The following is a 26,781-nucleotide window of genomic DNA, read 5'->3' as shown; positions in this document are numbered from 1 at the left end:
TGCCAGATGGCGGCGTAGCAGCGGGCAAGCTCGGGGACATTCCACATTACCAATACGTGCTCCGCGTTTTCCCGGGCCGACTCGGCGCAATCGCCAAACCCGGTCAAGAAATCCATGCCGACCTCGCTTGCCAAGGAACTCATGAGGCCTTATCGAAACGCGCTGGCGCTGGCCGCGCTGTGCGCCCTGCAAGCTTGCACCACGACAACTCCCGGACAGCCAGTACCGGAATCGGGCGGAAGCGGGCATGCTCCGTCACGCGCTGCACGGAAAAACGGGGACGCCGAGCCGGATCGGCATTTGGACGAGTTGATCGCAGCCTACGGAGCGGCCCGCGCCGATGCGGTATTAAAATCCAACTCGAAGGCGCCTCAAGCGGCAGATCGCGCCTACGACGAAGCGCTGCTCGCCTACGGGAGGGAGCGGGGCGCCGTCCTGGAGGACGCGTTTTTCAAGGGACGCTACAACCGCTCCCGCGCCCGTTCACCGGAGAACCTGGAAAGCTGGCGCTCGCAGCCGGACATCGCCAATCCGGGAGCGGACCTCGCGAACTTTCCCAACAGCGCGTTCACGCTGCCTGAAGGACGGGCCTATGTGGAAATCGCGCCGTTCGCCTATTACGGGTCTGCCGAAAACCAACCGGCCCAGTACAACACCGAGTTCCTGCTGCGCTACGGCCTGACCGACGACATTGAACTCCGGCTTTTCGGCAACGGAGTGAGCTGGCAGGGCGGCGCGAAACCGGAATGGGGGTTTTCCCCTCTGGCATTCGACACCAAGATCCAGCTCTGGCTGGAAAAACAGGATTATTTTCTGCCCGCGGCTGGCTTCGAGGCCTATTTACAGACGCCCTGGCTAAGCAGTTCGTCCGTTTTCAATCAGGGCACCCAGCCGTCTTTCACCTTCAATTTCGACCAGTCCCTGCCGTTCGACATCGACCTCGAATACAATTTCGGAGCCACCCGGACACAGAACGTCAACCAGGACAACGTCTGGGAACTCAGCATCCAGTGGGCTCTGCAGCGCGATTTGTTCGACAGGGATTTCGCCGTATTCGTCCACGGTTACCATAACAATCTGTCGCTGCCCCGCGGCTCAACCACCGCGCCGGGAACGCTCGGCGGCGACAGCCAGAACGCAGTCGGCGCCGGCTTCATATGGACGCTCAACAACCGCATCTCGTTTTGGGGGCAAACAAGCCGCGGAACTACGCGGATCACCGCCTCGATCATCAGCTTCATGGGCTTCGCGGCGGCTTTCTGAGACTGAAAAATGACGAAGATCAAAGCTGTCTGCAAATTCTGGGTCTGTGCGGGACTGCTCTCGTCGACTCCCGTCTGGTCGGCCGAACCGGCCGCCGCCGCGGGGCTGGAACAGCAACGAAAACGGCTGATCGCGGAAGGCCTGCAGCTCGACCCGAACGAGGCTCGAGGCTTTTGGCCGGTATACGATCGCTTCGGCGCGGAACTGGAAGCCTGGTACCGGAAGGAAGCGGAGCTGGCCGCAGAGTTCGGCGAAAATTACGAAGATATGCCGGATGACGTGGCGCGCCGCTTGCTGGAGCGGATGTTGGCCCTGGAAGAGGAAAGGCTGCGCCTGACGAAATCCTATCTGCCGCACTTCGGCAGGGTATTGCCGCCGAAGAAAGTGGTGCGCTTCTATCAGATCGACACCCGCATCCGGGCGGCCGTCAGCGCCGCCGAAACGACTGCGCTGCCTTTGAGCCGATAAGCCGGTCAGGACCGGTCCAGCAATTCCACCCAATGTCGCACCGGCCGCCCGGTGCCGGAAGCCAGATGAGCCAGACAGCCGATGTTGGCCGTGGCGATGACGTCGGGCTCGCCGGCTTCCAGGTTCCGGAGCTTGTCTTCCCGCAGCCTCGACGACAACGCCGGCTGCAGCAGGGAATAGGCGCCGGCGGAGCCGCAGCAGATGGCGGCATCCGCGACCGGCGTCAGTTCGAATCCCAGCCCTTGCAACAACTCCTCGACCCGCCCGTTCAGACCCTGGCCATGCTGCAGGGTACAGGGCGAATGGAAGGCGATCCGCCGGGCGGGAAGCGGCGCCAGCGAACGCCAGTCCTCGGCGGCGGCGACTTCGCTCAGGTCCCGCGCCAGCGCGGATACCCGCGCCGCTTTTTCCGCATAGGCCGGGTCGTGCCGCAGCAGCTCACCGTACTCCTTCACCATGACGCCGCAACCGCTGGCGGTGATGACGACAGCCTCGGCGCCTGCCTCGATGGCGGGCCACCAGGCGTCGATGTTGCGGCGCATGAAATCCAGTCCCTCCTCATGAGCGCCGAGATGGTAGCTCAGCGCGCCGCAGCAGCCGCTTTCCGAGATCCGAATCAGCGAAATCCCCAAGCGGTCCAGCACCCGCGCCGCCGCCGCGTCGATGGACGGCGCCAGGACGGGCTGGACGCAGCCGCCCAAGGCCAGCATGGTGCGCGGGTGTCTGGCCGGCGGCCAGGGTCGCGTTTCCGAAACAAGCGGCAGCTTGTTCCGCAAGACGGGCGGCAGCAGCGGGCTCAACCGGCGGGCCAAGCCGACCCAAGGCGCGAACCTGGCCGGGTACGGCAGGATCATCCGCAACAACTTGCGCTGGACCCTCGCCAGGCGCGGCCTCGGCGCCTGCTCGTCGACGATGCCGCGGGCAATGTCGGCGAGCCGCCCGTAGCGCACGCCGGAGGGACAAGCGCTTTCGCAGGCACGGCAGCTCAGGCAGCGGTCTAGGTGGCTGCGCGTGCGCTCCGTCGCCGGCTCGCCTTCCAGCATCGATTTGATGAGGTAAATACGGCCGCGCGGGCCGTCGCGTTCGTCGCCGAGCAGGCGATAGGTGGGACAGGCGGCAGTGCAGAAGCCGCAATGGACGCAAGCCCGGAGGATCGCTTCGGCCTCCCGCCCCGCCGGCGTGCCGAGAAAATTGTCGGACAAGCGGGTCAGCATTTAGGACGCCTCCTGGCACAGTCCACGGTTGAGAATCCCTACCGGATCGAACGCCGCCTTCACCCGCCGGTGCAGGGCGGCCAGCGCCGGGGCCAGGGGGGCGCAACGCGTCGCCGTGGAATTCGCGCCGCGGAACAAGCGGGCGTGCCCGCCGGCGGCCCGAGCGGCGGCGAACACCGCATCCGGACCTGAGACCGCCGTCCGCAGCCAGCGCTGGGCACCACCCCAGTCGATGAGCCAGTCGCCGGACAGGCTGCCGATGTCCACGGCCGGCGGCAGCGACAACCGCCACAGGTCGCCTTCTCCGGAGAAGAAATGATGCGTCTGCTCGCGCAGGCCGTTCCAGAGCGCCTCCGGTGCCACGGGCCGATCGCCGCCGACTCGCCGTGCGGCGGCTAGAACCGCCTGCGCCGGTCCGGCCAGGCGCAGGTGCAGCCGCCCGTCCCAGGCCATGCCGGTAAGCGGCAGCCCAACGCCGCCCCAGCGGATCATCCGCTCCTGGGCCTCCACAGACGAACAATCGAAGCACAGCGTAGTCTCACACTCGGGCCGGGGCAGCACCTTCACCGAGATTTCCAGCAGCAGTCCCAGCGTCCCGAGCGCGCCTGCCATCAGGCGGGAAACGTCGAACCCCGCGACGTTCTTCATGACCTGGCCGCCGAACGACAACACCTCGCCCCGCCCGTTGACTATCCGGCATCCCAGCACCGCATCCCGGACGCCGCCGCCCCAGGGCCTGCGCGGTCCGGACAATCCGCAGGCCACGGTCCCGCCCCAGGTCGCGCCGGAGCCGAAATGCGGCGGCTCGAAGCCCAGCATCTGGCCGGACTCCGCCAGCACCGCTTCGATCGCGGCGAGCGGCGTGCCGCTGCGAGCGGTGAGCACCAGTTCGGTGGGCTCGTAATGGACGATGCCGGTGTGGGCCAGGGTCGACAATGCTCTGCCCTCGCCCGTTCCCGAATAGAACGTCTTGCTGCCTCCGCCATGAATCCTCAACGGCTCGCCTCGGACACAAGCTTCCAGCGCTCGCCCCGCCAGGTTTGCCGAATCGTCGTTATCCCGAATCATGGGGTCTCAGAACCGCTCCAGCTCGGGACAGCGAAGCCGCCCGCCATGCACATGCACCCGGCCGAATTCGGCGCAGCGCGCCAGCGTCGGCACGGCCTTGCCGGGATTGAGCAGCCCGCCGGCGTCGAACACAGCCTTCAACGAGTGAAACTGCCGCAGCTCCGGTGCGCCGAACTGGACGCACATCGGATTGAGCTTCTCGATGCCGACCCCATGCTCGCCGGTCACCGTGCCACCGACCTCGACGCAGAGGGTGAGAATTTCCTCCCCCAGCGCCTCGGCGCGCTCCAGTTCGCCGGGATGCGAGGCATCGTAAAGGATCAGGGGATGCAGGTTTCCGTCGCCGGCATGGAAGACGTTGCCTACGGCCAAGCCGAATTGCTCCGAAAGTTCGCCGATCCGCCCCAGCACCTCCGCCAGCCGCTTCCTGGGAATCGTGCCGTCGATGCAGTAATAGTCCGGAGCGATGCGCCCGACCGCCGGGAAGGCAGCCTTGCGTCCGGCCCAGAATTTCCGGCGCTCGGCTTCGTCGCGCGATTCGCGCACCTCCAGAGCACCGTGCGCCGCCAGTACCGCCCGCGCCTGGGCGATCTCGGCCTCGACCTGCTCGGCCATGCCGTCCATCTCGCACAGCACGACGGCCGCCGCATCCACCGGATAGCCGGCATGGACGAATTCTTCGGTCGCTCGGAGGGTGAGCTTGTCCATCATCTCCAGCCCGGCCGGCAGCAAACCCGCGCCGATCACGCCGGCCACGGCCTTCCCGGCCGCCTCGATGCTGTCGAACGCAGCCAGCAGCGTCCGGGCCGTTTCGGGCGCCGGCAACAGTTTGACGACCACCTCGACGATGACCCCGAGCAGACCTTCCGAGCCGTTGATCACGGCGAGCAGGTCGTAGCCGGGCGAGTCCAGCCCCAGTGAACCCAGCGTCAGCAGCTCGCCTTCGATGGTCAGCAGGGTGACCTGCAATACATTGTGCACGGTCAGCCCGTATTTCAGGCAGTGCACCCCACCGGAGTTCTCCGCCACGTTGCCGCCGATGGTGCAGGCAACCTGGGACGAAGGATCGGGAGCGTAATACAGGCCAAAAGGCGCCGCCGCCTCGGAAATGGCGAGATTGCGGACCCCCGGCTGCACGCGGGCCAGGCGGTTGGCGGGGTCGACTTCGAGGATACGGTTGAACTTGGCCAGGCTCAGCAGCACGCCCTCCGCCACTGGCAAGGCGCCGCCGGACAGACCGGTTCCGGCCCCCCGGGCCACGACCGGCACCTTCTGTGAATGGCATAGACGCAGCACCGCCCGGACCTGTTCCACGGTTTCCGGCAACACGGCGATCCATGGGAGGACGGTGTAGGCGGAAAGCGCATCGCATTCGAAGGGTCTCAGATCCTCCGGAGCGCTCAATATGGCCTCCACCGGGAGAACACGCTTCAATTCGCGGACAAAGGCCGCCCGGTCCACGCTTCGCTCCGGAATGCTCACGTGCGCGCCCGGCGCAAACCGGTCTCTTCAGGCGGCTCGCGCTCCGGGAGCAGAAACAGCCGGTGCGTGAGCACCCCGATGAGGAAACCGCCCAGGTGCCCCCACCACGCCACGTCCGCATACGGCGCATGGCCGCCGAAGCCGCTGGTCGCCTTGTAAAGCTGGAAGATGACCCAGGCCCCGAGAAAAGCAATCGCCGGCACGGTGACGAACAGCGGCAGGAAGAACACCCAGATCACCAGCCGGGCGTAAGGGTACAGGAAGAAATAGGCCCCCATGACCCCGGCAATCGCGCCGGACGCTCCCACCGTGGGGACCGTCGACTGCGGACTGAAATAGACCTGGAGCCCCGCCGCCACCACGCCGCACAGCAGATAGAAGAACAGGAACCGCACCCTGCCCATGCGGTCCTCGATGTTGTCGCCGAAGATCCACAGCAGCCACATGTTGCCTACCAGGTGGAACCAGCTGCCGTGCAGGAACATGCTGGTGATGAAAGGGCTGTACACATCGGGCGGGAAGCCCGCCGTCGCCGCCCAGTCCGGCAGTCCGTAGCGCGCCGGCACCAGGCCGTGCAGGGTGAACAGCGCTTGCACCCCCCTGGGCGGGAGCATTTGCGTGTAAAGATGAACCGCGAGATTGAGCGCCATCAGGCTCCACGTTAACCAGGGCGTATGGCGGCAGGGGATGGTATCGCGATAGGGAATCACGCCGTCCTGCTCTCCGCTGCGGGCAGCCGCCGGAAATTCGCCAGCGCGTCGGCGGCACCCAGCACCGCCAGCCCGACGGCGCCGAACTGTGGCACGAAGACCAGGGCGAGATACGGCGGCAGCCAGCCGGTCCAGCCGATCCCGCGCTGGGCCACCACGCCATGCACCACCGCCAGGCCCTGGAACGCGTACATCATAATTCCCACCAGCAGGAGGTGCATCTGAAGCGCGGGACGCCCGAAATGCGCGGCCACGAGCAGCACCGCGGCCACAGCCAGGGCGGTGCGGGGCAAACGGAGGCGCTGAAATTCCGGTCCGAACTGGTCCGGGTTGTAGAGTAGCGACTGCCACCAGCGCGCCAGGAGCAGGGTCAGATACGCGCTGGCGCCGACCAGGAAGGCCATGAGACCGTTCATCAGCACCAGCGTGCCGTTCTCCTCGAAGCCCTGGACGGTTGCGCCCCTCACGCCCTTCACCGCATGCTGCAGCCAGCTCTTCCAGAATGCCGTGGCATCGCCCGAAAGCAGTTCTATGGCGATGACGCCGGCCATGCACGCCGCGCCGATGAGCAGCAGCGCAGGCCCCTGTTTGCCGCCCCGAAGCAGCAGGGCCCCAGCGCCCAGCACCAGGGGACCAATCAGGACCAGCAGGGGCAGCTCCAGACCCGGCCGCGGCGGGAAAAGGTAGCCGCAGGCCGCCACCGGCACGGCGACCGCCAGCGCCAGAAGGACTCCCCTCGCCGCGCCCAGGCGCAGGCCGACCAGGCCGATGGCCGCCGCGCTGAATGATGCGGCCGGGAGAAAATACAGCGACAGCATGCCCAACAGGCTCGCAATGAGGAAAGCAAAACCCGTCCCCCGCATGATCAGCCCGGCAAAATCCCGCATGACCTCACGCATACCAGACCTCCGTTTCGTTGTTATGGGCTTAAGTTAACTTAGGCGGCGGGCAATAAAAACCCTGGGACAAGTGGGATATCCTACGCCGTGGCGCCGAAGTTCGAATTTTGTAAGACTGTAAGCGATGACGAGGTGCGGAAATGGCCACCATCACATTTGATACCCACAAATTCGTTCGGAAACCGACCCACGCTGGCGTAGTACCCCCACCACGGGCCGAACTCGCCACCAAAGGTACCTGAAATGGAATCTGTCCGCGCTTCATCCCTCAGAAACGAAAGCCCGACATGAAGCCCTCCATCGAACCCGACGCCCTTCCGTCCGAAACCGTCGGCACCGAGCCGGACCGCCGCCGCTTCCTGAAAGCAGGGCTGGCCGTCACCGGCGCCGCCCTGACCGGCACCGACCGGGCTGAGCCGCCGCCTTGGATGACGCGGCCCGGCGCTCCGCTTTCCAATTACGGCCTGCCCTCGCCGCATGAACGCGCCGTCATCCGCTGGGTCGCGGCCAATGCCGACGCGCCGGGGAACGGGATTTCCTGGACACCGCTGGAGCGGCTGGAAGGCATCGTCACCCCCAGCGGCCTGCATTTCGAGCGCCACCACAACGGCGTGCCGCAGATCGATCCCGCCGTACATCGGCTCGCGGTGCATGGGCTGGTCGGCAAGGCCTTGAGTTTCGGCATCGACGACCTCCTGCGCTACCCGATGACCTCGCGGCTGTGCTTCATCGAATGCGGCGGCAACAGCAATGCCGGCTGGCACCAGGAGCCGATGCAGGCGCCGGCCGGGAATATCCACGGCCTCGCCTCCTGCAGCGAATGGACCGGCGTTCCGCTGGCCACCGCGCTGGCGGAATGCGGTCTGCAGCCGGACGCCAAATGGCTGATCGCGGAAGGCGCCGACGCCGCGGCAATGAACGTGAGCATCCCGCTCGACAAGGCGCTGGACGATGCCCTGCTCGCCCTGTACCAGAACGGCGAGCGGCTGCGGCCCGAGAACGGCTATCCGCTGCGCCTGGTCCTGCCCGGCTGGGAGGGCGTCACCAACGTCAAATGGCTGCACCGGCTGCAGCTCGCCGATCAGCCGGCGATGGCGCGCAACGAAACCGCCAAGTACACCGAGTTGCTGCCTTCCGGCCAGGCCCGCCAGTTCAGTTTCGTCATGGAAGCCAAGTCGGTGATCACCCGCCCCTCCGCCGTCCAAGCCTTGCCCGGCCCCGGCCTGCACCCGATCTCCGGGCTGGCCTGGAGCGGCCGGGGCGCGATCCGGCGGGTGGAAGTTTCGACCGATGGCGGCAAGACCTGGCAGGACGCGGCGCTCGACTCGCCCGTGCTGCCCAAGTGCTTCACGCGCTTCCGCCTCCCCTGGCGCTGGGACGGTTCACCTGCCGTACTCAAGAGCCGGGCCACCGACGAAACCGGCTACGTCCAGCCCGAACGCCAGATCCTGGTCGCCGAGCGCGGCCGCCACGGCTATTTCCATTACAACGCGATCGTGTCCTGGGCCGTCGCCGCCGATGGGAGCGTCAGCCATGTCTATGCGTGACCTGACCCTCACCCTGCTTCTCGCTGTAGCCAACACTCCGGCACAGGCCGCCACCGAAGGCCCGCGCCTGGGACAACCCCTGGAACCGGCCGCGATCTCCGCCCTGGACATCACCGTCTTCCCCGACGGCACCGGACTTCCGCCCGGCAATGGCACGGCGGTCGAAGGCAAGGCCGTTTACGATGCCAGATGCGCCGCCTGCCACGGCCCGAACGGCAGCGGCGGCAGCGCCGAGGAACTGGCCGGAGGCCGGCATCCTCTGACCAGCGCCGAGCCCGACAAGACCATCGGCACTTACTGGCCCTATGCCAGCACGGTCTTCGATTTCATCCGCCGCTCCATGCCGCTGGACGCGCCGCGCTCATTAGGCAACGACGAGGTCTATGCCGTCACGGCCTACCTCCTCCACGCCAACGGCATCATCGGCGAACGCGATCGGCTCGATGCAGCGACGCTGCCGAAAATCCGCATGCCCAACGCCGCCGGTTTCGTCTGGGTTTACCCCGAACGGCAACCCCGCTGAACTCTTTATCCATACGACCATGCAGTTCCCAGAAGACCAATCCCCCCGCGACCGCGAATCCATCGCCACCCACGCCGGCCTGGTACGGCAATGGCTGGACGCCAACATCCTCGAACTCGGCCGGCAGGTGCGGCTCAGCTACCTGCCGCCGCTCATGGTCTATTTGGCGGCCGGCATCTCAGGGCTCACCGGCATCGTCGGCACCTTCTTCGTCAAGGAATACTTAGGCCTATCTGCGGAATTCCTGGCCGCGCTCGGCTTCTGGGCCATGCTGCCCTGGGCGATGAAGATGCCCATGGGGCACCTGGTCGATTTGCTCTGGCGCCACAAGGGCCGTCTGATCTACCTCGGCGCGGGACTCGTCGCCCTGAGCCTGCTGATCATGATCGGGCTGCTGGCCAAGCCGACGGCGATGCGCGAAATCATGTCGCCTGAAGCTTGGTATGTGCTGTCCGTCCTCCTGGCCCCGATGGGCTATGTCATCCAGGACACGGTGGCCGACGCCATGACCGTGGAAGCCGTGCCCCGCGTCGACGATGCAGGCCACCCCGTGCCGGCGGAACAGCTCAAGCTCGCCCACACCACCATGCAGACCCTGGGCCGCGTCGCCATCATCAGCGGCACCCTGCTGGTCGCCGCCGTCAACGTGCTCATGTTCAGCGGTGTCGAGAGCATGAGCCTGGAACAGAAGAAGGATATCTATCTCGAAATCTACCGACTGGCTCTGATCATCCCCGCAGTTTCCATCGGGGGCGTCTGGCTCTCCGAAATCCTCAAGCACCGGGAAGCCCGGCGCCTCGCCGCCCAGGGTTTCGAGACGGACGCCATCCAACGGCTTCAGGCCACGCAGATTGAAACCCCCGAGGTGAACTGGTGGATACTCGGCGGCAGCCTCGGCTTCCTCGCGTTTTCGATCGTCATGGGCCTGGCCGATTTCAAATTCAGCGCCGAGATCGTTTTCGCCGGCTCGATGGGCATCGTGCTGTTCCTCATGCGGCAGCTCACCGAAAACCTGTCGCCCGACGCCCGACTCGAACTCCTCGGCACGGCTGCCGTAATCTTCGTGTTCCGCGCCGTTCCCACCAGCGGCGCCGGCTCCACCTGGTGGATGATCGACGAACTCGGATTCGACCAGCAGTTCCTGTCAAAACTGTCCCTGCTCGCCAGCGCCCTGGCCCTGTTCGGCATGTTCGTCTTCCGCCGTTTCATGGCGGAACGCTCGGTGATCTACGTGTTCGGCGCGCTCACCGTCGCCGGCGCCGTGTTGTATCTCCCGAACATCGCCATGTTCTACGGCTTCCATCATTGGACCGCCGAACTCACCCACGGCGTCGTCGATGCCCGCGCTATCGCCCTGATCGACACCGCGCTGGAATCCCCGCTCGGCCAGATCGCCATGATCCCGATGCTGACCTGGATCGCCCGCTCCGCCCCGTCGGCGCTCAAGGCCACCTACTTTGCCGTCATGGCCGCATTCACCAACCTGGCGCTATCCCTCTCGCAGCTCGGCACCAAATACATGAACCAGATCTTCACGGTGACCCGTGAAGTGCAGGACAGCGCGACCGGCGCCATCAAGGTCCCCGCGGACTACAGCCAGCTCGGCGAGCTCTACGTCACCGTCGCCCTGCTCGGCCTGATCCTGCCCCTCACCGCGATCTATCTGGTACAGCGCAATGCGCCGCTGTTGGCAAAGCAGGAGGCTCGAAGCTAAAGAGGGCAGTGCTTCTCATCCAGGAGGATAAGCTCCGGAATGCCAAGCGCGATCGCGACGAGACACCGGCCACGGGAAGAATGCAAAACCTTCTGCATTTCAAATAAGCAGCTAAACTACTATCCGACTCTCGCCAACGGCCTATCCATGCGCATCAGCCCGCAGACCCGCAGCGTCATCCGGCAAACCGCCGCCGAGCTATTCGGCGAAGAGGCGCGCGTCGTTCTGTTCGGCTCCAGAACCGACGACGACCAACGTGGCGGCGACATCGACCTGCTGATCGACCTGCCGAATATCGACGCGGAAAAACAACGCAAGGGTCTGACCTTCGTGGCCCGCCTGCAGAGACGGCTGGGCGACCAGCGGATCGACGTCCTGGTAGCCGACCCGTCGACGCCGGAACTGCCGATATACCGGGTAGCGCGTAAAACCGGGATTGCGCTGTGAACGAAACGATACTTTCGCCTTTGCAGCGTTTTCTCGCCACCCTGGACATCGTCCACCGGGAAGCACGCCATCTCGCCTGGAGCCACCGCAGGTTATTTGCTCAGCAGATCGATCTCGCTTGGGTCGACAGTCTCGACACGTACCCCGAGCGTGCAGAACAACTCGAAGCCTTCATTTCCCGATTTGGCCGCCTGCAAGACACCATCGGAGACAAGCTCCTGCCCCGCTGGCTGCTGGCGCTCGCGGAACGCCCCGCCAGCCAGATCGAATCGCTCAATCGTGCAGAAAGGCTCGGTGTCATCGAAAGCGTCGACCTCTGGCTCGAGGCTCGCCAGCTACGAAACCGCCTCGTCCACGAATATATGGCCGACAGCAGCGATTTTCTCGCCAACCTCACCCTGGCGGACAGTTACAGCTCCATGCTGCTTCGGACCTATGAGAATTTCCGGAGGGATACCGTCGCCCGCATTGGCGTTGCGCTAAATGAATTGCCGCCTTCGCTCGACACGAGCTCGAACTAAGAGGAAAATGTTCGAATTGTTATAAGCCACATATGATATGAAACTAAAATGCCAAAGTTGCCGCCTGTGATAACCACTCGACACCAATAGCATTTTCTGGGTTCCAAGTGCGTTTTCTCAGGCCGACAAAACGATAATTTTACCGATCATCATCCTGAGATTTGACACAGCCACACTCCATTGTCGCGCTTACAAGATCTACCGACATGGCGGGGCCAGATATTAGCCTAGATATATGAAGCCGCTCCAATGAAAACCATCATGACGCTCCTGGTAAGAGATGAAATCGACATCATAAAACAGAACATCGACTTTCATCTTGAAAATCAAATTGACGGAATCATAGTAACTGATAACGGTTCAATCGATGGAACTAGGGATATACTCCAGGATTATTTAAATGCCAGAAAAATCTTGAAAATAATCGATGAGCCGCAACACAATTACAATCAACAGTTATGGGTCAATCGCATGGCCGAGATTGCCACATGTGAATTTCAAGCCGAAATCCTGATCCATGCCGACGCCGACGAGTTCTGGAAACCGAGAACCGAATACAAAACCATATTTAACGGACAATTCAGAGTCAAACAAATAAGAGCGAACAATATCGTCCTGTCGGATAATCCATGGCCGCATAATATCGAATACGTTTCGATAAAACCGTGCAATGGAAGTCTCTTAGAAAACCCGATGTTAAACTTTGTTTGGAAAAAAGTTGTGCTTGACGTGCGGCACGGAATGATTTCCGTATCGCAAGGGAATCACAGAGCAAGCTTGCCATCCGAATATACCGAGGAAGTTTCTGTTATCCATCTTCCTGTCAGAGATAAGCAGTCGTTTTTTAGAAAAGTCATAAACGGAGGCAGCGCCTACGAAAACTCGGACTTTCCGGAAAGCACTGGGGTTCACTGGAGAGAGTGGTACAAGCTATATCAGCTCGGCAAGCTGGAAAAACTTTATGATGCTATGCTAATAGATGAGAACAAAGCGAAATATTTGTTAGAAGAAAACTTCATCGTAAAGATAGAAGATTTTATAGGGGATTTCAGCGTATTTGGTCTTCGCAAATAAATTCCATCTCATAGGCGTATCCAGCCAACGCCAATGGTATGGAACAGCTCCGACTGGCGGACGTCCAGAACGACGGAAAAGCCGCTATATCACACTGCAGCTCTTAACCGTATAGTCTCACACCTTAATCACTCAGGCTGATTTCCGTTTCATTCAAGGTAAAACACTTTGGAAAAACTACGTTTCGTCTGCGCAACGCGTGAAACCAAAGAAGGTTTTTTTGAAAACACCCTTCTTGGCAGGACATTAAAGCTATTTGAGTTCCTTCCCATGGTCGAACTGGAGCTTAGCGCACAAAACACAAGAGGCTTACCAGAGATTTACAACGAAGCTATAGAAAAATCAAAAAATGATCCAGCAATTCTACTCTTTGCACACGACGACGTCCAAATTCCTGACATTTATTTCCCCAACCATGTCTACATGACAATGGAACATTTCGACATTGCAGGGATAGCAGGCAACGTCCGTCGACTTCCTGGTCAACCTTCGTGGTGTTTCGCAATTTTTCACGGAAATTCGCTTATCCCAGATGAGAAAATCAACTTGAGCGGTGCAGTCATGCATGGAAATGGCTTCCCTGATTGCGTTGTGAACTATTTCGGGCCCCCAGGAAAAACCGTTAAGCTGTTAGATGGCTTGCTTCTGATTTCTCGAAGCGAAACACTGCACAGACACAATCTCAGATTCGATTCCTTATTTAAATTTCATTTCTATGACATGGATTTCTGCCGTCAAGCAGAAATTAGAAGTTTACGGATGGGAACCTGCCCTGTAACGGTCATTCACGGCAGCCGTGGTAACTATACTTCCAAAAACTGGAAAGAAGCCTATTCTACTTATTTGAAAAAATATGGAGAACATATCTTGTGACATATTTCGGGTCAATAGCGTCAGCGCCCTGAATTTCTTACGATTTCGCCAATTTAAATGATTCTTCAGCGTACATTACAGCACATTGCAACTGCTGTGGCCGGGAGAATATTGAAGAACGCCGATATTTCTATGGCGTCGGCGTGGGTTGAAGCAGGACGGCTGGAGGATGCAGAGCAATATTTGCTTGCCGTGCTCAGCCATCAACCTGTCAACGCTGATGCGCTGCACCTAGCGGGTCTAATCGCACACCTTAAAGGCGACCAGGCGCGCGCCGTCACGCTCATTTCAAAGGCGACCGAACATGCCCCTAACGAAGGCCTTTATTACTTCAATCTCGGCAATGCGTATCTCGCATCAGGCGCAACTGAAAACGGAATCCAAGCGTTTCAGCAAGCGACGAGTCTAAACCCAGATCGGGCCGAAGCGTGGATTAACCTCGGGTTCGCGTTGATAGAGATGAAACGTCATCAGGAAGCCGTTTCGGCATTCATACACGTATTGGAACTTGCGCCTGAATACGACGTCGATCTCGCATTCGCTTCCGCCTTAGTAGGCGCGGGAACGGTGCGAAACGAACCGACCATGGTGGACCGGGCAATCGCGCTGCTCGAATCGAAACCCAAGGAGGGCTATGAAGGTTATGCCTCGGGCGTCATTCTGGCGAGAGCGCTGGAACACCGCAACCGGCTCAGCGAGGCGATCAAGCAGTATCAGTCCCTGCTAGGGGCTTACCCTGAACATATTGGAATTCGCAATAATTTAGCCCGCTGCCTGGTCCAGCTTGGGCAGGTGGATGAATCAAGAATACACTATCGGTTGTGCGTGAACGCGGCGCCGGACAAATTTCATGCGTTTTCGGCCTTACTCGCCGGCCTAAATTACGATCCGGATATGACACCAGATATGCACGAAGCCGAAGTGCGAAACTGGGAGAAACAACTGGCATCACCAAATTATCCGTTCAACCTGAAATTTACGAATAAGCGCGATCCTGAGCGTCCCCTCAAGATAGGGTATCTCTCGCCGGACCTTAGACAGCATGTCGTCGGCCACAACTTCCTACCCGTGCTCGAACACCGGAGTCAAGACAGGTTTTCCGTCGTTTGTTATCACATCGGGAAAAAGGAAGACGACATGAGCCGCAGAATTGCCGCGCTTTCGGATGACTGGCGCCATATTCATGGCGCTTCCGACGATGAGGTTGCGGACGCCATCCGCCAGGACAGTATAGACATTCTCGTGGATTTGTCCGGGCATACCTCCAAAACCCAGCCCTTGGTTTTTGCCCGCAAGCCAGCTCCCGTCCAGGTTAGTTGGCTCGGCTATTTCGATACAACGGGGTTGGCGACGATGGATTGGTTCATCACCGATCCGTATTCATCGCCTCCGGGTCAGAAGCAGTATTTCTCCGAGCGGCTGTACCGTCTGCCGCATACCCGCCTCTATTACCACCCCTATCCTGGCATGCCGGAGGTCGGGGAACTGCCGGCCAAGCGGAACGGCTACGTCACCTTCGGCTGTCTCAACAATTTGGCAAAGATCAACACCCAAGTACTCGACCTCTGGGCAGAAATTTTGGCGGCGTCGCCCACCAGTCGCTTGCTTATTCAGACACTCGCGCTGTGCGACAAGCTCAACCTCGAGAGGTTTCGCGCTCTTTGCGTTAAACGGGGTATAGACCCGGCCCGGCTGGAACTTCGGCCCGCAACTCCACTGGAAAAGTTCGCGCAGACCTATCACGAAATCGACATCGCGCTCGACCCTTTCCCCTTTTGCGGCGGCTTCACCAGTTTCGACGCCTTGTGGATGGGGGTGCCGGTCGTGACACTGGAACAGCAACGGCTGGCGGGCCGTCAGACAATTGCGATGTTGATGAATCTGGGGTTGCCAGAACTTATAGCCGCAACTAAATGTGACTATTTATCCATTGCACTTGAACTAGGCCATGATTTGACGAGACTCCAACAATTGAGATCGGAGCTTAGAATGCTATTTCTCCAATCCCCCTTGATTGATCACCGAGCATTTATTCAAGACCAGGAGCAAGGGTATCGTTATTTCTGGAAATGTTGGTGCAGGAAAAATTCAACGCGTGCCCATTAAAAAAGCGCCCTAAAAAGGGCGCTTTCTAAATAGCAGTGCTCGTCAGTTATCGGCAAGAACCAGGGACATACCTGGAAGGTGTTCCAGTGCATGACCAAACAGCCGACCCCAGTGCCGAATTCCAGCTTGGGGTAAGTACGATAGTGACGTCCGCGCCTACGCTGGCCGATGTTGTATTTCCTCCGATAGTGATCTGCCCATTAGCTGCAACGCTACCTGAAGTAATTTTCCCCCCAAGACCAACAGACAAGCCTGTCCCAGCGTTGGCGCAGCCGCCGTCAATCTGACATTTTTCAGTCACATCCGTTCTGAACTTACTGGCGGTAAGAAGAAGCTCGGAAACCTTAGCTCGAACGGTGTAATCCTGATAGGCTGGCAAAGCGACCGCAGCGAGAATGCCGATGATCGCCACCACGATCATGAGTTCGATCAATGTAAAACCTTTTTGTACCGCTTTCATATCATCTCCTTTTTATCGTCCTGTTTGCGGGTGAACGTGGCTTGCACCACCTACGTAAACATAGCAGAGACGCGACCTTGTCAAAAGGGTGCATTGACCGTTTTCACGGACAATGGCGATCTCTTGTGCTCTGGCAGTTCTCGAAATGTTGCCTGACCTTTTCCATCACCTCAGCCCAAGTCCCTTCCCGCGCCTGGCGGAAGAGGCGTGCCGACGGATACCAAGGCATGGTCTCTCCAGAGTCAAGATATCGCCATTCCGGCACAACGGGCACGAGCACCCAGGCCGGCTTCCCCAAAGCCCCCGTCAGATGTACGATTGACGTGCACACGGTAACAACCTGGTCTAAGGCCGAAACCAAGGCCGCCGTCTCGTCATAGTCGTCGATGGCATCCTGCCAATGATGGACGATAATCCCGTCCCGTTCAGTCAAAGCTTGAAGCTCGTCCCTGCAATCCGTGTATTGTAGGCTGACGAAATGGGCGCCCTCCATCGTCAAAATGGGAATCCACTCGTACAGCGGAATGGACCGGAGTTGGCGCCGGGTCTTGTCCTGCCCCCCCCGCCAGGAAATGCCAATCTTCGGTCCTTTGCCGAGCGTACCTAAACGGCCGCGCCAGTATTCGACGCGCTCCGGTGCCACCTTGAGATAGCCGCCACTCCGGGGGAAACATGCCTCGTCCTTGCGGAAGAAACCGGGCAAATCACCCATTGCTATTTGGTAATCGATTCGACGATCCAGGCAGGCCGCTGCCTCCGGCCTGCCGGCTGCGCCAGCGGGAACGCCGACGACCGTAAGTTCAGGAAACGAACGCCGGAACAACTTCTCCAAACGAACGTCGCACTGCAATGTGATTTGCCCCACCACGTGCGCCCTGAGATCGTCTAGGCAGGAGGCGAACATGATTTCGTCTCCAAGCCCCTGCTCACCAAACACCAACAGGGTTTTATCCTGACAAGGCTCACCGCGCCATTCGGGATAGCTGGCAGGCTTGCGCGGCGCGCCTTGGTAACCCCACCGATAACGATAATTCGGCCACCCTTCTCGAAAGCGCCGGTTCTTCAAGAAAGCGATGGCACGGTGGAACATGGCATCATCGTGAAATGCGCTACCACGCATCTGGTCGAATCCGGCAACCGCTGCATCCACCTCACCGAGGTCCGCCAAGACTGAAAACAGATTGAACCGGGCCTCCGTCAGATGAGGCTGGAGTTCGAGCGCTCGTTCGAAAGCTGACTTGGCTCTGCTCAGGTCGCCTTTGCCAAGATGCCATTGCAAACCAAGATTGTTGTGCGCCAAGTCATCCGTAGGCCGCAGTTCTATGACACGATGCCAGACTTCTATAGCCAACTCGGTTTCACATAACTCCCCATAATAGAGCGCTAACCGGAAAAGAAAGTCAGTGGAATTCCAGTTAGCTGTTTTAGCTTCGTCGAGAAGCAAAATAGCTTTCGAGCGCTCCCCTCGACTCACGCAATTCCTGGCCAAACCAAGCAGGAGTTCCGCTGAATCGGGCGCATATCGCAAGCCCATACGGAAACAATAGTCCGCTTCGGTGGTTTCTCCCCGCTCACAGTAAATGGTACCCAGCATGCTGTACGCAGGGACATACTCCGGATCGGCATCGATGGCGCGCTCCAGGCATGAAATCGCCGATTCGATGTTCTTATTGGCTTTTTCAACCAAAGCTTGATGGTAGAAATTCTTGGCTTTACTCGCCGATACGCAAGGTGACGGCGCCTGGATTTGCGGCCCAACACCCTCGTTGATGGGACCCCGCTCGTTTGCCAAATTCAGAAACTCGGCAGCGACCTGCTGAAGGACGGGGGCCCAATCCATCGGCACTGCCTGCCGAAATAACCTCGCTGATGGATACCACGGCAAATTATCCCGATCACGCATATATCGCCAGCCCGGCGAATTCGGCACCAGGACCCAGACCGGCATGCCCAGCGCACCGGCCAGATGCACGAGGGCAGTGCATACACTTATGACCAGGTCCAGGCTGGCGACCAAGGCCGCCGTTTCCTCATAGTCGCCTTCTATTTCCTGCCAGGAATGAATCCGGACACCATGCCGTGAATGCAGCGAATCAAGCTCGGTCCGGCAATCGGTATACTGAAGACTCACGAAATGCGTATTCGGTCGGCTGAGAACCGGCAACCAGGTTTCCAAAGGTATGGAACGCAGATAAGCGTTCGTCCTGCTGGTCCCGCCCCGCCACGACAGTCCGATTTTCAGCCCTGGCCCGAGCGCGTCGAGGCGCTCTTTCCAGCGCCAGATACGCTGCGGATCGGCCACCAGATATCCCGAATGGCGAGGGAAATCGGCCGCCTCATTGCGGAAAAAACGGGGAAGGCTGCCGACCGGTATTTGCAGGTCGATGGGGCGGAATGCCTCCAGCCAGCCATCAGGCTTCTTGAACCTTTTTCCGGCAAATTCGGCCTGTGGAAAAGAACGCCAATACAGGCTTTCGAGCCGGGGATCGCATTCGATCAGACAGCGGCCTCCCTTTGCGAACAGATCGGGAAAGCAGCCGGCCAGCATGATTTCGTCACCGATTCCCTGCTCGGCGTAAACCAGCAGGTTTTTTCCGGTCAGGTCCTCTCCCTTCCACTCGGGAAACGGGAACCGGTCGCGCGGGAACTCCGGCGCCAGACGCCGGTATTCCTGTTCCTCCCAGCCTTCGCGGAATCGTCCGGCCGAAAGCAACAAATGAGCTTTCGTCAGGTGAATATCACCGGATTCGGGCTCCAGTTCCAATGCCCGCTCGAAGGCCGCAAACGCTTGGTCGATATCGCCGAGGTCTTGATGCACAACACCGATATTGGCCTGGGCCAGCGCAAACTCCGGCTTCAGCGACAAGGCTCGTTCGAGCATCTCCAGCGCCTCGGCTGGCCTCCCCAAGTCCCTCAGCAAAAGCCCTAGGTTATATGTCGCCTCGGCAAAATCCGGCATAAATTCCAGGGAGCGCCGGAAACACACCAGGGACTCATCGAGGTCCCCTTTACGTTGCAACGCGATGCCCAGATTGCACCAGGCATAAGCTTGCGTGCCGTCCTCGGCCAGTATCGAACGGAAGCAGGCCCCCGCCCTTGCGCAGTCGTCCATGTCCAGCCAGACGATCCCGATGCGGTTACGGGTTTTCGGATCGAGCCCTGGGGCGTTTTCGGCCCGGTTTAGACATTCAGAGGCTTCCGTCAGCCGCCTTTGAGCGAGCCTGACCCTGGCAAGATGAAGACTGGCGAGGGCCGCCCCGGGCCGCAGGGCCAGAGCCTTTTGGCAATCGGCTTCCGCGAGGGCGAGATCGCCCTCCGCCAAAGCTTTCTCGATCTGCCGATATAACTGATCTATCGCCGTGTCGGCCTCGCCGCGTCCCCCTTCGTCGGTACAGGAAGCGCCCACATCCGACAGAGGAACTGCAGCGGCTTCCGCTTTCCGTGGGCGCTTTTTCCCGTCTGGAAAACAGATATCCTTGAACAACCGCAGCAACATGATCGGCCCGCACTTATTTTAGGAACCAGCTTTAGCGGCTCTGTCTCTGGTCGACCCGCAACATGCCGGCGAGGTCGGCGCGCCATTCTTCGGAATATTCGCAATCGCGGTATTCCTCGAAATAAGGCCCACCTATGGTATAGTGCACGATGGATACTGCGCGGGACGGGGCGTCATATCCTACCAAGTGGTTCCAGCGATGAGGTATCTCGCCTATCAAGACCTCGTCGTCGAGCCATTTGAACTGGTGCAACTCGAGGCCGGAGGCGGTATTGACGTAATCCGGCGTCAAAGCCCTGCATTTCGCGTTATTGAAAAGCATGACGCTGGACCAGTTCTTTTTCTCGTATCGGGTTTGTGCCGCATCCAGGAATTTGATCTCCTCCTCGGGAACGTGGTTGTGCTTGACTACCTGCACGGCGTAACACTCATCCCGCAAAGCCCAAAGCTTTGCGATATCGTCGAGGACGAGCATGTCGCAATCCATGAAAACGGACCACCCAGAAAATCCTGATAGATACGGCACCAGAAACCGGCTGAACGAAAAATCCGTCGATTGAAGCGGATTGCGTTCCCGCCTGTAAACCTGGCTCAGCTGGCTCAGCATCAAGGGCGTGACGGAAACCGGCTGTGAAGCCCTGACGTGAATGCTGTGGGCCAGAACGCTGAAGGCTCCGGCTTCCCGCGGATCGTAGCCGATGAATATTTTAATGGGGGAGATTTCTTGCATGTTTTCTCGGAAATAATTTTTTTATAAATAAGCAGAAGCCGGCATTTCAGCTTCGAATCCACTCAGCGAACTACCTACTAAGAGTTAAAAAACCGATGCCATATATCAGCCTCCCTCACCTCAACCCTCTTCCAGAGGGATAATGCCGTTCACTGAAGAAGAACTCGTCGTTCCGGCAGGGAATGCCGGAACTCCGAAGCCAGGGATGCCGACAGCCGTACACGTCCTTGTGGCCTGGATACCGGCACTCCCTGCCGGTATGACGGCATAAGTCAACTGAATTATGCAGAGGAGCATTTTGTATATTCTGATATGACTTTATTGACATCCGGCGGCCGATATCAAATACGGTATGGCTTTATGCCAACTATCCTCATATCCCTGGGCTCTCTTAATTTGAATTGGGCGGGCTCCTGACGCACGTTGATCAACCCGGTTTGCCGCATGATTTCTGCAAGGCTCTCGGGCGTGTAACCCCAGCGGTGGACCATCAGCGGATCACACCAGGAGGGATCGCCGTAAAGCACCCACATCGACCGCTGGCACTCCATCCCTTCCCCTTTGGCACTGCCGGGATTCCTGATGATTTCCTGGCATACCGCGATCAGATTCGGACACTCCAGAATCATCCTGCTGCCGGGTTTCAGAACCCTGACCCACTCCCGCAACACATCCTGAACCTCCCATCGCCAGAAATGCTCGATGACGTGAACGGAAAGGATTTCGTCCGCCGAGTCGCCATCAAACGGCAAGGCACGAAGATCGCTAATAATCTCCGGCACTTTTCCAGCACGGCCGGGGGCGACATCGACGTTCATATAACCGGGAAGTATTTTATCCCCGCAACCGAGATTCAAACGAAGCGGATCGGCGACCGGTCCGGCGCCAACCGGAGCCACTTTGTGTGAGGAGCCGTGAAGAGCTTCGGAGATAACCTCCAGCCAGCGAGGTCCGATCTTTTCGGGGGAAAAATTATCTTTTATGAACTCTTGGGCCTCCGCCACCTGGCTCGACACCATAGCCGGATGCGTCAATGCCCACTTGATACCCGTCACCAAATCTTCGCTGATCCAGGCCCAGTCGATCAAATCCTGGTAGGCCGGCAGCGGATGGGCGACGGAATATTTCCCGGCCCAAAGCGCTTCGGTCAGCCTATTGTGACTCTTGACGGACTCTCTGCCGCCCGCGGGATCGCCGGGGATGATCACCAAGTCGCAGCGTTCCAGAGCATTTTCTATGGCTTGCGGGGACCATTCCGAGAACGCGAGACTAAAATTTTTGCTCGCCTCCGTCGCATGCTTCGACAGCAGACCTTCCAATAAAGGGTTTCTGGAAGTGACGATCTCCAGCGCCACCGGATATTCCTTCGTCAGCACCATGAGAGAGGGAATCACCGCGAGCAGAGCAGGCATATTGGAGGGATGCCCAAACCAGAGCAGGCGGACGGCCTCTCTAGGGCGGGGGAACAATCCAAAGCGCCGGTGCCCGGCGGTCCTCATGGCGGAAGGCGGCTTTCTCTGTCCTTCGACCGGATCGGGAACGACGGCAGCGATGATACCGGTGTGCTCCAAAACCACTTTGCCCATCTCCGCTGTCGGTACGGCCACCCGGTCCGCCAGGGCCGCCATCGCATGATAATGCGCACTGAATTCGGGATTGATGAAATGGTTGTCGCTGACGTCGAATATGACTTTCGCGCCGTTCCTTCCGGCGAAAGATGCCGCGTCTTCGTTCGCCCTGTTGAAACTTTTCGAGAAGATAACGACGTCGGCGTTCAGTGCACCCTGAGGATAGGAATCCCAGGTCACGTCCAGGCCGACGCTGTGAAACTCCACTGCATTCCCCTGATCCTGAAGATACCTGCCCGGCTGGAGCATGCGATAGCGCGCGCTCGCCATGTCCGATGCGATTTCTCCATTTTCCATCCGGAGGCTGGCGAAAGTAATCCAGCTAATTTTCATCGAGATACGCGCTCAACTCGTTCCTTACGCGAACCAGGACGTCTTCCCAAGCAAACGGCACCGCCTGCCTGAAGACGCGGCAGGTTGGGTACCAAGGCATGGCGCCCTCGACAATTCCATACCGCCATTCCGGCCCGGCCGGCGCCATGACCCACACCGGCCGTCCCAGCGCGCCGGCCAGGTGAACCGCCGCCGTGCAGACGCTGATGACCAGATCGAGCGCACCGAGGAGCGCAGCCGTTTCGTCGTAATCGGCGATGGCCGAAGGGAAATGATGGACGATCAATCCCCGCGCCGCCTCCAGCGTTGCAATCTCGTGCTGGCATTCGTCGTATTGCAGGCTGACGAAATGCGCTCCGGCAACCTCGAACACCGGCGCCAGCGCTTCCAAAGGAACGGAACGGTAGCTCTGGCGGGTCTGCCGTGTACCGCCCCGCCAGGCAATGCCGACCTTCAAGCCGGGACCGAGTTCATCCAACGACCGGCGCCAATGCGCCACTCGCGCGTTATCGGCCCTGAGATAGCCGCTGTGACGCGGGAAACTCTCCACGCGCCGGCGGAAACGCAGAGGAAGGCTGCCGATCGGGATGCAGCAATCGATCGGCGGCAGCCGGGACAGCCAGGTCAGTTCGTCATGCTGGCTGCCGCCATGCACGGTGGCCGTCGGGAATGAGCGCCGGAAAATTGGCGCCAGCTTCTCGTGGCATTCGATCACGCAATGCCCGGCCTCGGCAATGACGTCGGGCAGGCAGGAGGCGAACATGATTTCATCGCCGAGACCCTGCTCAGCATGGACCAGGATGGTCTTGCCGCTCAGACTGGATCCGTCCCAACGCGGAAACGGGAATGCCCGCTTGGGGTGATCATCGCTGAGCAGGCGGAGTTCGTAGTCCGGCCAGCCGTTTTCGAAATCGTGAACCAGCAGCCGGGCAAGGGCGCGGTGAAAACGCACCGCGCGGTTTTCCGGCTCCAGATACAAGGCCTTGTCGTAGCTGGCCAGCGCTTCATCGATGCGCCCCAGATCCTGCAGGGCGATGCCACGATTACCGTGCAGTTCGGCATTACTCAGCCCCAGATCCAGCGCGCGGTCGAAATGCACGAGCGCCTCATCGGGCCGGAAGCGGTGCTTGAGCGACAGGAAACCCAGTGCGGCGTGCGCTTCGGCGTGGCCCGGCGCCATACCCGCCCAGCGCTCCAGAAATTCCGGGCCGCCATCCGGCCAATCGAGTTTTATCTGGATGCCAACCCAATGCCGTAGCGCCAAATCGAACCGGGGATTCAGATCGAGCGCCCGACGGAAGCTTTCGGACGCCTGCGCCGGTTCGGAGCGCTTTTGCTGGCACACACCGAGGTTGCACCAGGCCAAAGCGCTGGTCTGGTCCGCAGCCAAGGCTTGCCGATAGGCCGATACCGCCTCCCCCAGCCTGCCGGACAGGTGGTGAACGTTGCCGAGATCGATCCAGGCTTCGGCAAAATCGGGTTTGAACCCCACCGCTTTCGCCAGAATCTGGCCGGCAAGCGCCAGATCGCCGCGCATACCCTGCAACCGCCCGAGCCCGTGCAGGGCCTCCGGCGATTCCGGAACCCGCTGGAGGACGGAGGCGAAAGCCCGTTCCGCTCCTTCCACATCGCCCGACGCTGCAAGTTCGCGCGCTTCCGCCAAGCGGCTGGAAATGTCGAAATCTCCGCGGTTGCCGCGATCCGCCAATAGACCCACAGCCCGCTTGAGGACCTGAGCAAGCATGCGCTTAGGCCTTACGGGCGTTACTTTCTGCTGAGGTAGACGATCAGCCCTTCCGTCGCCACTTCCACGAAGTCCTTGCTGTAGCCGAGCTCCTTCAGCTCCCAGCGGAAGGTGTTGCCGAATTTGGCCTTCTTGTACATACCCAGGCCCTTTTCCTGGTTGAACTGCTTGGCCTTCGCGTAGGCGTCCTCGAGGATCTTGGTGAGCCGGTTGGCGGAAATTCTTTTCTCCTGGGCGGTATCCATGGATGGCGGGTAGCGCTTGGCGATGTCCTGCGCCAGCGTCTTGGCGAACAGGTCGACCTCTTTGTTGGCGGTGAACCAGGAGAACAGGCCCATGTTGTTGCATCCCTCGACTGTATTTGGAATTTGGTCTCAACGCGCTGGGGCGCTTTTCCGCGTCGCGCCCGGATGGAAAAAACTAGCAGATTTGGAACTTTCCGCAAGGGAGCCTGCACCGCTGGCGAGTCCGTCCGCCTGCTCGGCGGACAGGACCACGGCGCCTCATCCATCTGACCCGGTGCCGAAAAACGCCGTGTTTCCATCGCCACCGGCTTGACGAATGCGCTTTCCGGCACAACAGTTCCGATACAGGGCGCGGAAAGAACGCCCGATTCTTTGTCCTACCCGACGCCCGGAACATGCCCGAACATCTCTACCCAAGCTTTTTCAGTGAACTCCTGGTGCTGCTGCTGGCCTCTCTCGCCAGCGTGCTGCTGTTTCAGCGCCTTCGCCTGCCCGACATCCTGGCCTATCTGTTCGCCGGCGGCCTGGTGGGACCGTTCGGCTTCGGGATGGTTACCAACGGCGACAACATTCATTTCTTATCCGAGCTGGGACTGGTTTTCCTCATGTTCGAGCTGGGACTCGAATTTTCGGTCCGGCAGTTGCTGCACCTGAGCCGTGCCGTCTTCGGCCTCGGCTCGCTGCAGATGCTGCTTACGCTCTCGGCCTTCGCCTCGGTGCTTTTCTTCGGCCTGGGCTGGCCCCTGGGCGCCGCACTGGTGGTGGCGGGCTCCATGGCGCTGTCCTCGACCGCCCTGGTCATTCGCGAGCTGCGTTCGCTCAAGCTGATCAGCCGCCACCATGCCCAGCTCGCGGTGGGCGTGCTGATCTTTCAGGATCTGGCGGCGCTGCTGGGTCTGATCCTGGTGCCGGCGCTCGCCGGGAACGGCGGGGAAGCCTTGCACGAACAACTGCTCCATGTCGTGGAAAAAGGAGGCATCCTGGTCGTGATCCTGGTAGGCGCCGGCAAGTGGCTGCTGCCGCCGATCTTTCATGAGGTGGCCCGGAGCCGCTCGGAAGAAATCTTCGTCCTGACAGTGCTCGTCATCATCCTGCTTTCCGCTTGGCTGACCCAGACCTTCGGCCTGTCCATGGCCCTGGGGGCGTTCCTCACGGGCGTGATGCTCGGGGAGGGCGAATTCCGCCATCAGGTGGAAGCGGACATCCGCCCTTTCAAGGACATTCTGATGGGCGTGTTCTTCGCCAGCGTCGGCATGCAGATCGATTTCGGCCTCCTCGTGCAGGAAGGCCGCATCGTCCTGCTCGGCATCGCCCTGCTGATCTTCGCCAAGGCCGCCGTCATCACCCTCGCCGCTCGCCTGATGGGCGAATCCGCCACGACCGCGAGCAAGACCGGCATCATCCTGGCCCAGGCCAGCGAATTCGGGCTGGCCCTGATCACATTGGGTGCGCAGCTCAACGTGCTCGCGCCGCGGATCGCCTCGCTGGCGCTGGCCATCATCGTCGGCAGCCTGGTCCTCGCGCCCTGGCTGATCCGGTACAACTTCGAGATCAGCCAGTGGGTCGGTCGGCTGGCCGGCCAGAAAGTTTCGGGCCGGGACCGCGAGATGAGCCGGATTCCGCCGCATCTGTCCGACCACATCATCCTCGCCGGTTACGGACGGGTCGGCCAGATGATCGCGAAGTTTCTCAAGAACAACGGCATCCCGTTCATCGCCCTGGACCCGGACGGCAACCGGATCAAGGAAGGGCGCGCGGCCAGCGATCCGGTGATCTACGGCTCCTGCGCACGGATCGACCTGCTGCGGCGCTGCCACATGGAGCGCGCCCGGCTCGCCATCCTGACCTTCAAGTCGCTGAACGAAGCGCGCCGGATCATTACCCAGATACGCCACCAGGGCTATACATTGCCGATCGTGGTCCGCACCCAGAACGAAGCCGACCATGCACAACTGATCGAAGCCGGCGCCGATTACGTGATCCCGGAAATGCTGGAGTCGAGTCTGGTGATTGCAGCCGAAGTCCTGAACTTGCTGGGCTATTCCAAGACCGTGGTGCAGCCGCAGATCGACGCCGAGCGGGCGCTGCACGCGCAGGTCAAGGAATCCGCCGCGCCGGATCGGGAGGATGCGTAGTCGCAATCTGCCCCCGGTGACGCCAAGGGCTTTAAGGTAGAAACACCCGTCGTTCCGGCAGGGAATGCCGGAACCCAGTGACAGGGAGGTTCAGATGGGCA

At 60.3% G+C, this 26,781-nt stretch carries 22 protein-coding genes; 11 read left to right on the top strand and 11 right to left on the bottom strand.

Annotated features, from left to right (window positions below; all coding sequences use genetic code 11):
* The first annotated feature begins 114 nt into the window (after positions 1-114).
* Entirely contained in the window at positions 115-1,263 is a 1,149-nt protein-coding gene (locus OOT43_RS01450) for a transporter (protein ID WP_266022878.1), read from the top strand.
* 9 nt (positions 1,264-1,272) lie between these two features.
* Positions 1,273-1,731 (top strand): hypothetical protein, encoded by a 459-nt coding sequence (locus OOT43_RS01445; RefSeq protein WP_266022877.1) that lies wholly within the window; start codon positions 1,273-1,275, stop codon positions 1,729-1,731.
* 5 nt (positions 1,732-1,736) lie between these two features.
* Here OOT43_RS01445 and glcF read toward each other — a convergent pair whose 3' ends face one another.
* The 5 genes from glcF to OOT43_RS01420 all read right to left on the bottom strand — a co-directional run bounded on the left by glcF (position 1,737) and on the right by OOT43_RS01420 (position 7,104).
* The gene (glcF, locus tag OOT43_RS01440; RefSeq protein ID WP_266022876.1) at positions 1,737-2,945 is read right to left on the bottom strand and encodes a glycolate oxidase subunit GlcF; all 1,209 of its coding nucleotides are present in this window, start codon (positions 2,943-2,945) and stop codon (positions 1,737-1,739) included.
* Positions 2,946-4,013 (bottom strand): glycolate oxidase subunit GlcE, encoded by a 1,068-nt coding sequence (glcE, locus tag OOT43_RS01435; protein WP_266022874.1) that lies wholly within the window; start codon positions 4,011-4,013, stop codon positions 2,946-2,948.
* A 6-nt stretch (positions 4,014-4,019) separates the two neighbouring features.
* Complete coding sequence (locus tag OOT43_RS01430) at positions 4,020-5,417, bottom strand: FAD-linked oxidase C-terminal domain-containing protein (RefSeq protein ID WP_266022873.1); 1,398 nt, start codon at positions 5,415-5,417, stop codon at positions 4,020-4,022.
* 74 nt (positions 5,418-5,491) lie between these two features.
* Complete coding sequence (locus tag OOT43_RS01425; protein ID WP_266022872.1) at positions 5,492-6,205, bottom strand: rhomboid family intramembrane serine protease; 714 nt, start codon at positions 6,203-6,205, stop codon at positions 5,492-5,494.
* Complete coding sequence (locus OOT43_RS01420) at positions 6,202-7,104, bottom strand: hypothetical protein (RefSeq protein WP_266022871.1); 903 nt, start codon at positions 7,102-7,104, stop codon at positions 6,202-6,204. Before OOT43_RS01420 ends, OOT43_RS01425 begins: the two co-directional genes overlap by 4 nt.
* Before the next feature lie 287 nt (positions 7,105-7,391).
* Between OOT43_RS01420 and soxC the strand changes: the two genes are divergently transcribed.
* The 8 genes from soxC (at position 7,392) to OOT43_RS01380 (ending at position 15,909) form a co-directional block, all read left to right on the top strand.
* Positions 7,392-8,651: a sulfite dehydrogenase gene (gene soxC, locus OOT43_RS01415; RefSeq protein ID WP_266022870.1), complete on the top strand. Its 1,260-nt coding sequence runs from the start codon at positions 7,392-7,394 to the stop codon at positions 8,649-8,651.
* The gene (locus OOT43_RS01410) at positions 8,638-9,174 is read left to right on the top strand and encodes a c-type cytochrome (protein WP_266022869.1); all 537 of its coding nucleotides are present in this window, start codon (positions 8,638-8,640) and stop codon (positions 9,172-9,174) included. The genes soxC and OOT43_RS01410 overlap by 14 nt, the downstream gene beginning before the upstream one ends.
* Positions 9,175-9,193: 19 nt before the next feature.
* Positions 9,194-10,888 carry an MFS transporter gene (locus OOT43_RS01405; RefSeq protein WP_266022868.1) on the top strand — a complete coding sequence of 565 codons (1,695 nt, stop codon included), beginning with the start codon at positions 9,194-9,196 and terminating at the stop codon, positions 10,886-10,888.
* A 147-nt stretch (positions 10,889-11,035) separates the two neighbouring features.
* A complete protein-coding gene (locus OOT43_RS01400) occupies positions 11,036-11,335 on the top strand; it encodes a nucleotidyltransferase domain-containing protein (protein ID WP_266022867.1) in 300 nt (99 codons plus the stop codon).
* On the top strand, positions 11,332-11,856 hold the full coding sequence (locus tag OOT43_RS01395) for a hypothetical protein (RefSeq protein ID WP_266022866.1): 525 nt from the start codon (positions 11,332-11,334) through the stop codon (positions 11,854-11,856). The genes OOT43_RS01400 and OOT43_RS01395 overlap by 4 nt, the downstream gene beginning before the upstream one ends.
* Positions 11,857-12,105: 249 nt before the next feature.
* Complete coding sequence (locus OOT43_RS01390; RefSeq protein WP_266022865.1) at positions 12,106-12,930, top strand: glycosyltransferase family 2 protein; 825 nt, start codon at positions 12,106-12,108, stop codon at positions 12,928-12,930.
* A 168-nt stretch (positions 12,931-13,098) separates the two neighbouring features.
* Complete coding sequence (locus OOT43_RS01385) at positions 13,099-13,803, top strand: glycosyltransferase family protein (protein ID WP_266022864.1); 705 nt, start codon at positions 13,099-13,101, stop codon at positions 13,801-13,803.
* 57 nt (positions 13,804-13,860) lie between these two features.
* Positions 13,861-15,909, top strand: a complete 2,049-nt coding sequence (locus OOT43_RS01380) for an O-linked N-acetylglucosamine transferase, SPINDLY family protein (RefSeq protein ID WP_266022863.1) — start codon at positions 13,861-13,863, stop codon at positions 15,907-15,909.
* A gap of 46 nt (positions 15,910-15,955) precedes the next feature.
* Here the strand turns inward: OOT43_RS01380 and OOT43_RS01375 are convergent, their stop codons facing one another.
* The 6 genes from OOT43_RS01375 to OOT43_RS01350 all read right to left on the bottom strand — a co-directional run bounded on the left by OOT43_RS01375 (position 15,956) and on the right by OOT43_RS01350 (position 24,638).
* Positions 15,956-16,369 (bottom strand): pilin, encoded by a 414-nt coding sequence (locus OOT43_RS01375; RefSeq protein WP_266022861.1) that lies wholly within the window; start codon positions 16,367-16,369, stop codon positions 15,956-15,958.
* A 103-nt stretch (positions 16,370-16,472) separates the two neighbouring features.
* Positions 16,473-19,865, bottom strand: coding sequence for a tetratricopeptide repeat protein (locus OOT43_RS01370; protein ID WP_266022860.1), 3,393 nt, complete (start codon positions 19,863-19,865; stop codon positions 16,473-16,475).
* A gap of 31 nt (positions 19,866-19,896) precedes the next feature.
* The gene (locus tag OOT43_RS01365) at positions 19,897-20,595 is read right to left on the bottom strand and encodes a glycosyltransferase family protein (RefSeq protein ID WP_266022859.1); all 699 of its coding nucleotides are present in this window, start codon (positions 20,593-20,595) and stop codon (positions 19,897-19,899) included.
* 341 nt (positions 20,596-20,936) lie between these two features.
* The gene (locus tag OOT43_RS01360) at positions 20,937-22,556 is read right to left on the bottom strand and encodes a methyltransferase domain-containing protein (protein WP_266022858.1); all 1,620 of its coding nucleotides are present in this window, start codon (positions 22,554-22,556) and stop codon (positions 20,937-20,939) included.
* A complete protein-coding gene (locus OOT43_RS01355; protein WP_266022857.1) occupies positions 22,546-24,300 on the bottom strand; it encodes a tetratricopeptide repeat protein in 1,755 nt (584 codons plus the stop codon). Before OOT43_RS01355 ends, OOT43_RS01360 begins: the two co-directional genes overlap by 11 nt.
* Before the next feature lie 20 nt (positions 24,301-24,320).
* Positions 24,321-24,638: a hypothetical protein gene (locus tag OOT43_RS01350; RefSeq protein WP_266022855.1), complete on the bottom strand. Its 318-nt coding sequence runs from the start codon at positions 24,636-24,638 to the stop codon at positions 24,321-24,323.
* 302 nt (positions 24,639-24,940) lie between these two features.
* Here OOT43_RS01350 and OOT43_RS01345 point away from each other — a divergent pair, with 302 nt between their 5' ends.
* The gene (locus OOT43_RS01345) at positions 24,941-26,680 is read left to right on the top strand and encodes a cation:proton antiporter (RefSeq protein ID WP_266022854.1); all 1,740 of its coding nucleotides are present in this window, start codon (positions 24,941-24,943) and stop codon (positions 26,678-26,680) included.
* Positions 26,681-26,781: the final 101 nt, after the last annotated feature.

Origin of the sequence: Methylococcus mesophilus, assembly GCF_026247885.1 — a bacterium.
GTDB lineage: Bacteria > Pseudomonadota > Gammaproteobacteria > Methylococcales > Methylococcaceae > Methylococcus > Methylococcus mesophilus.
The sequence above is the reverse complement of the archived record's forward strand: the minus strand, read 5'-3'. Positions and strand labels throughout refer to the sequence as shown.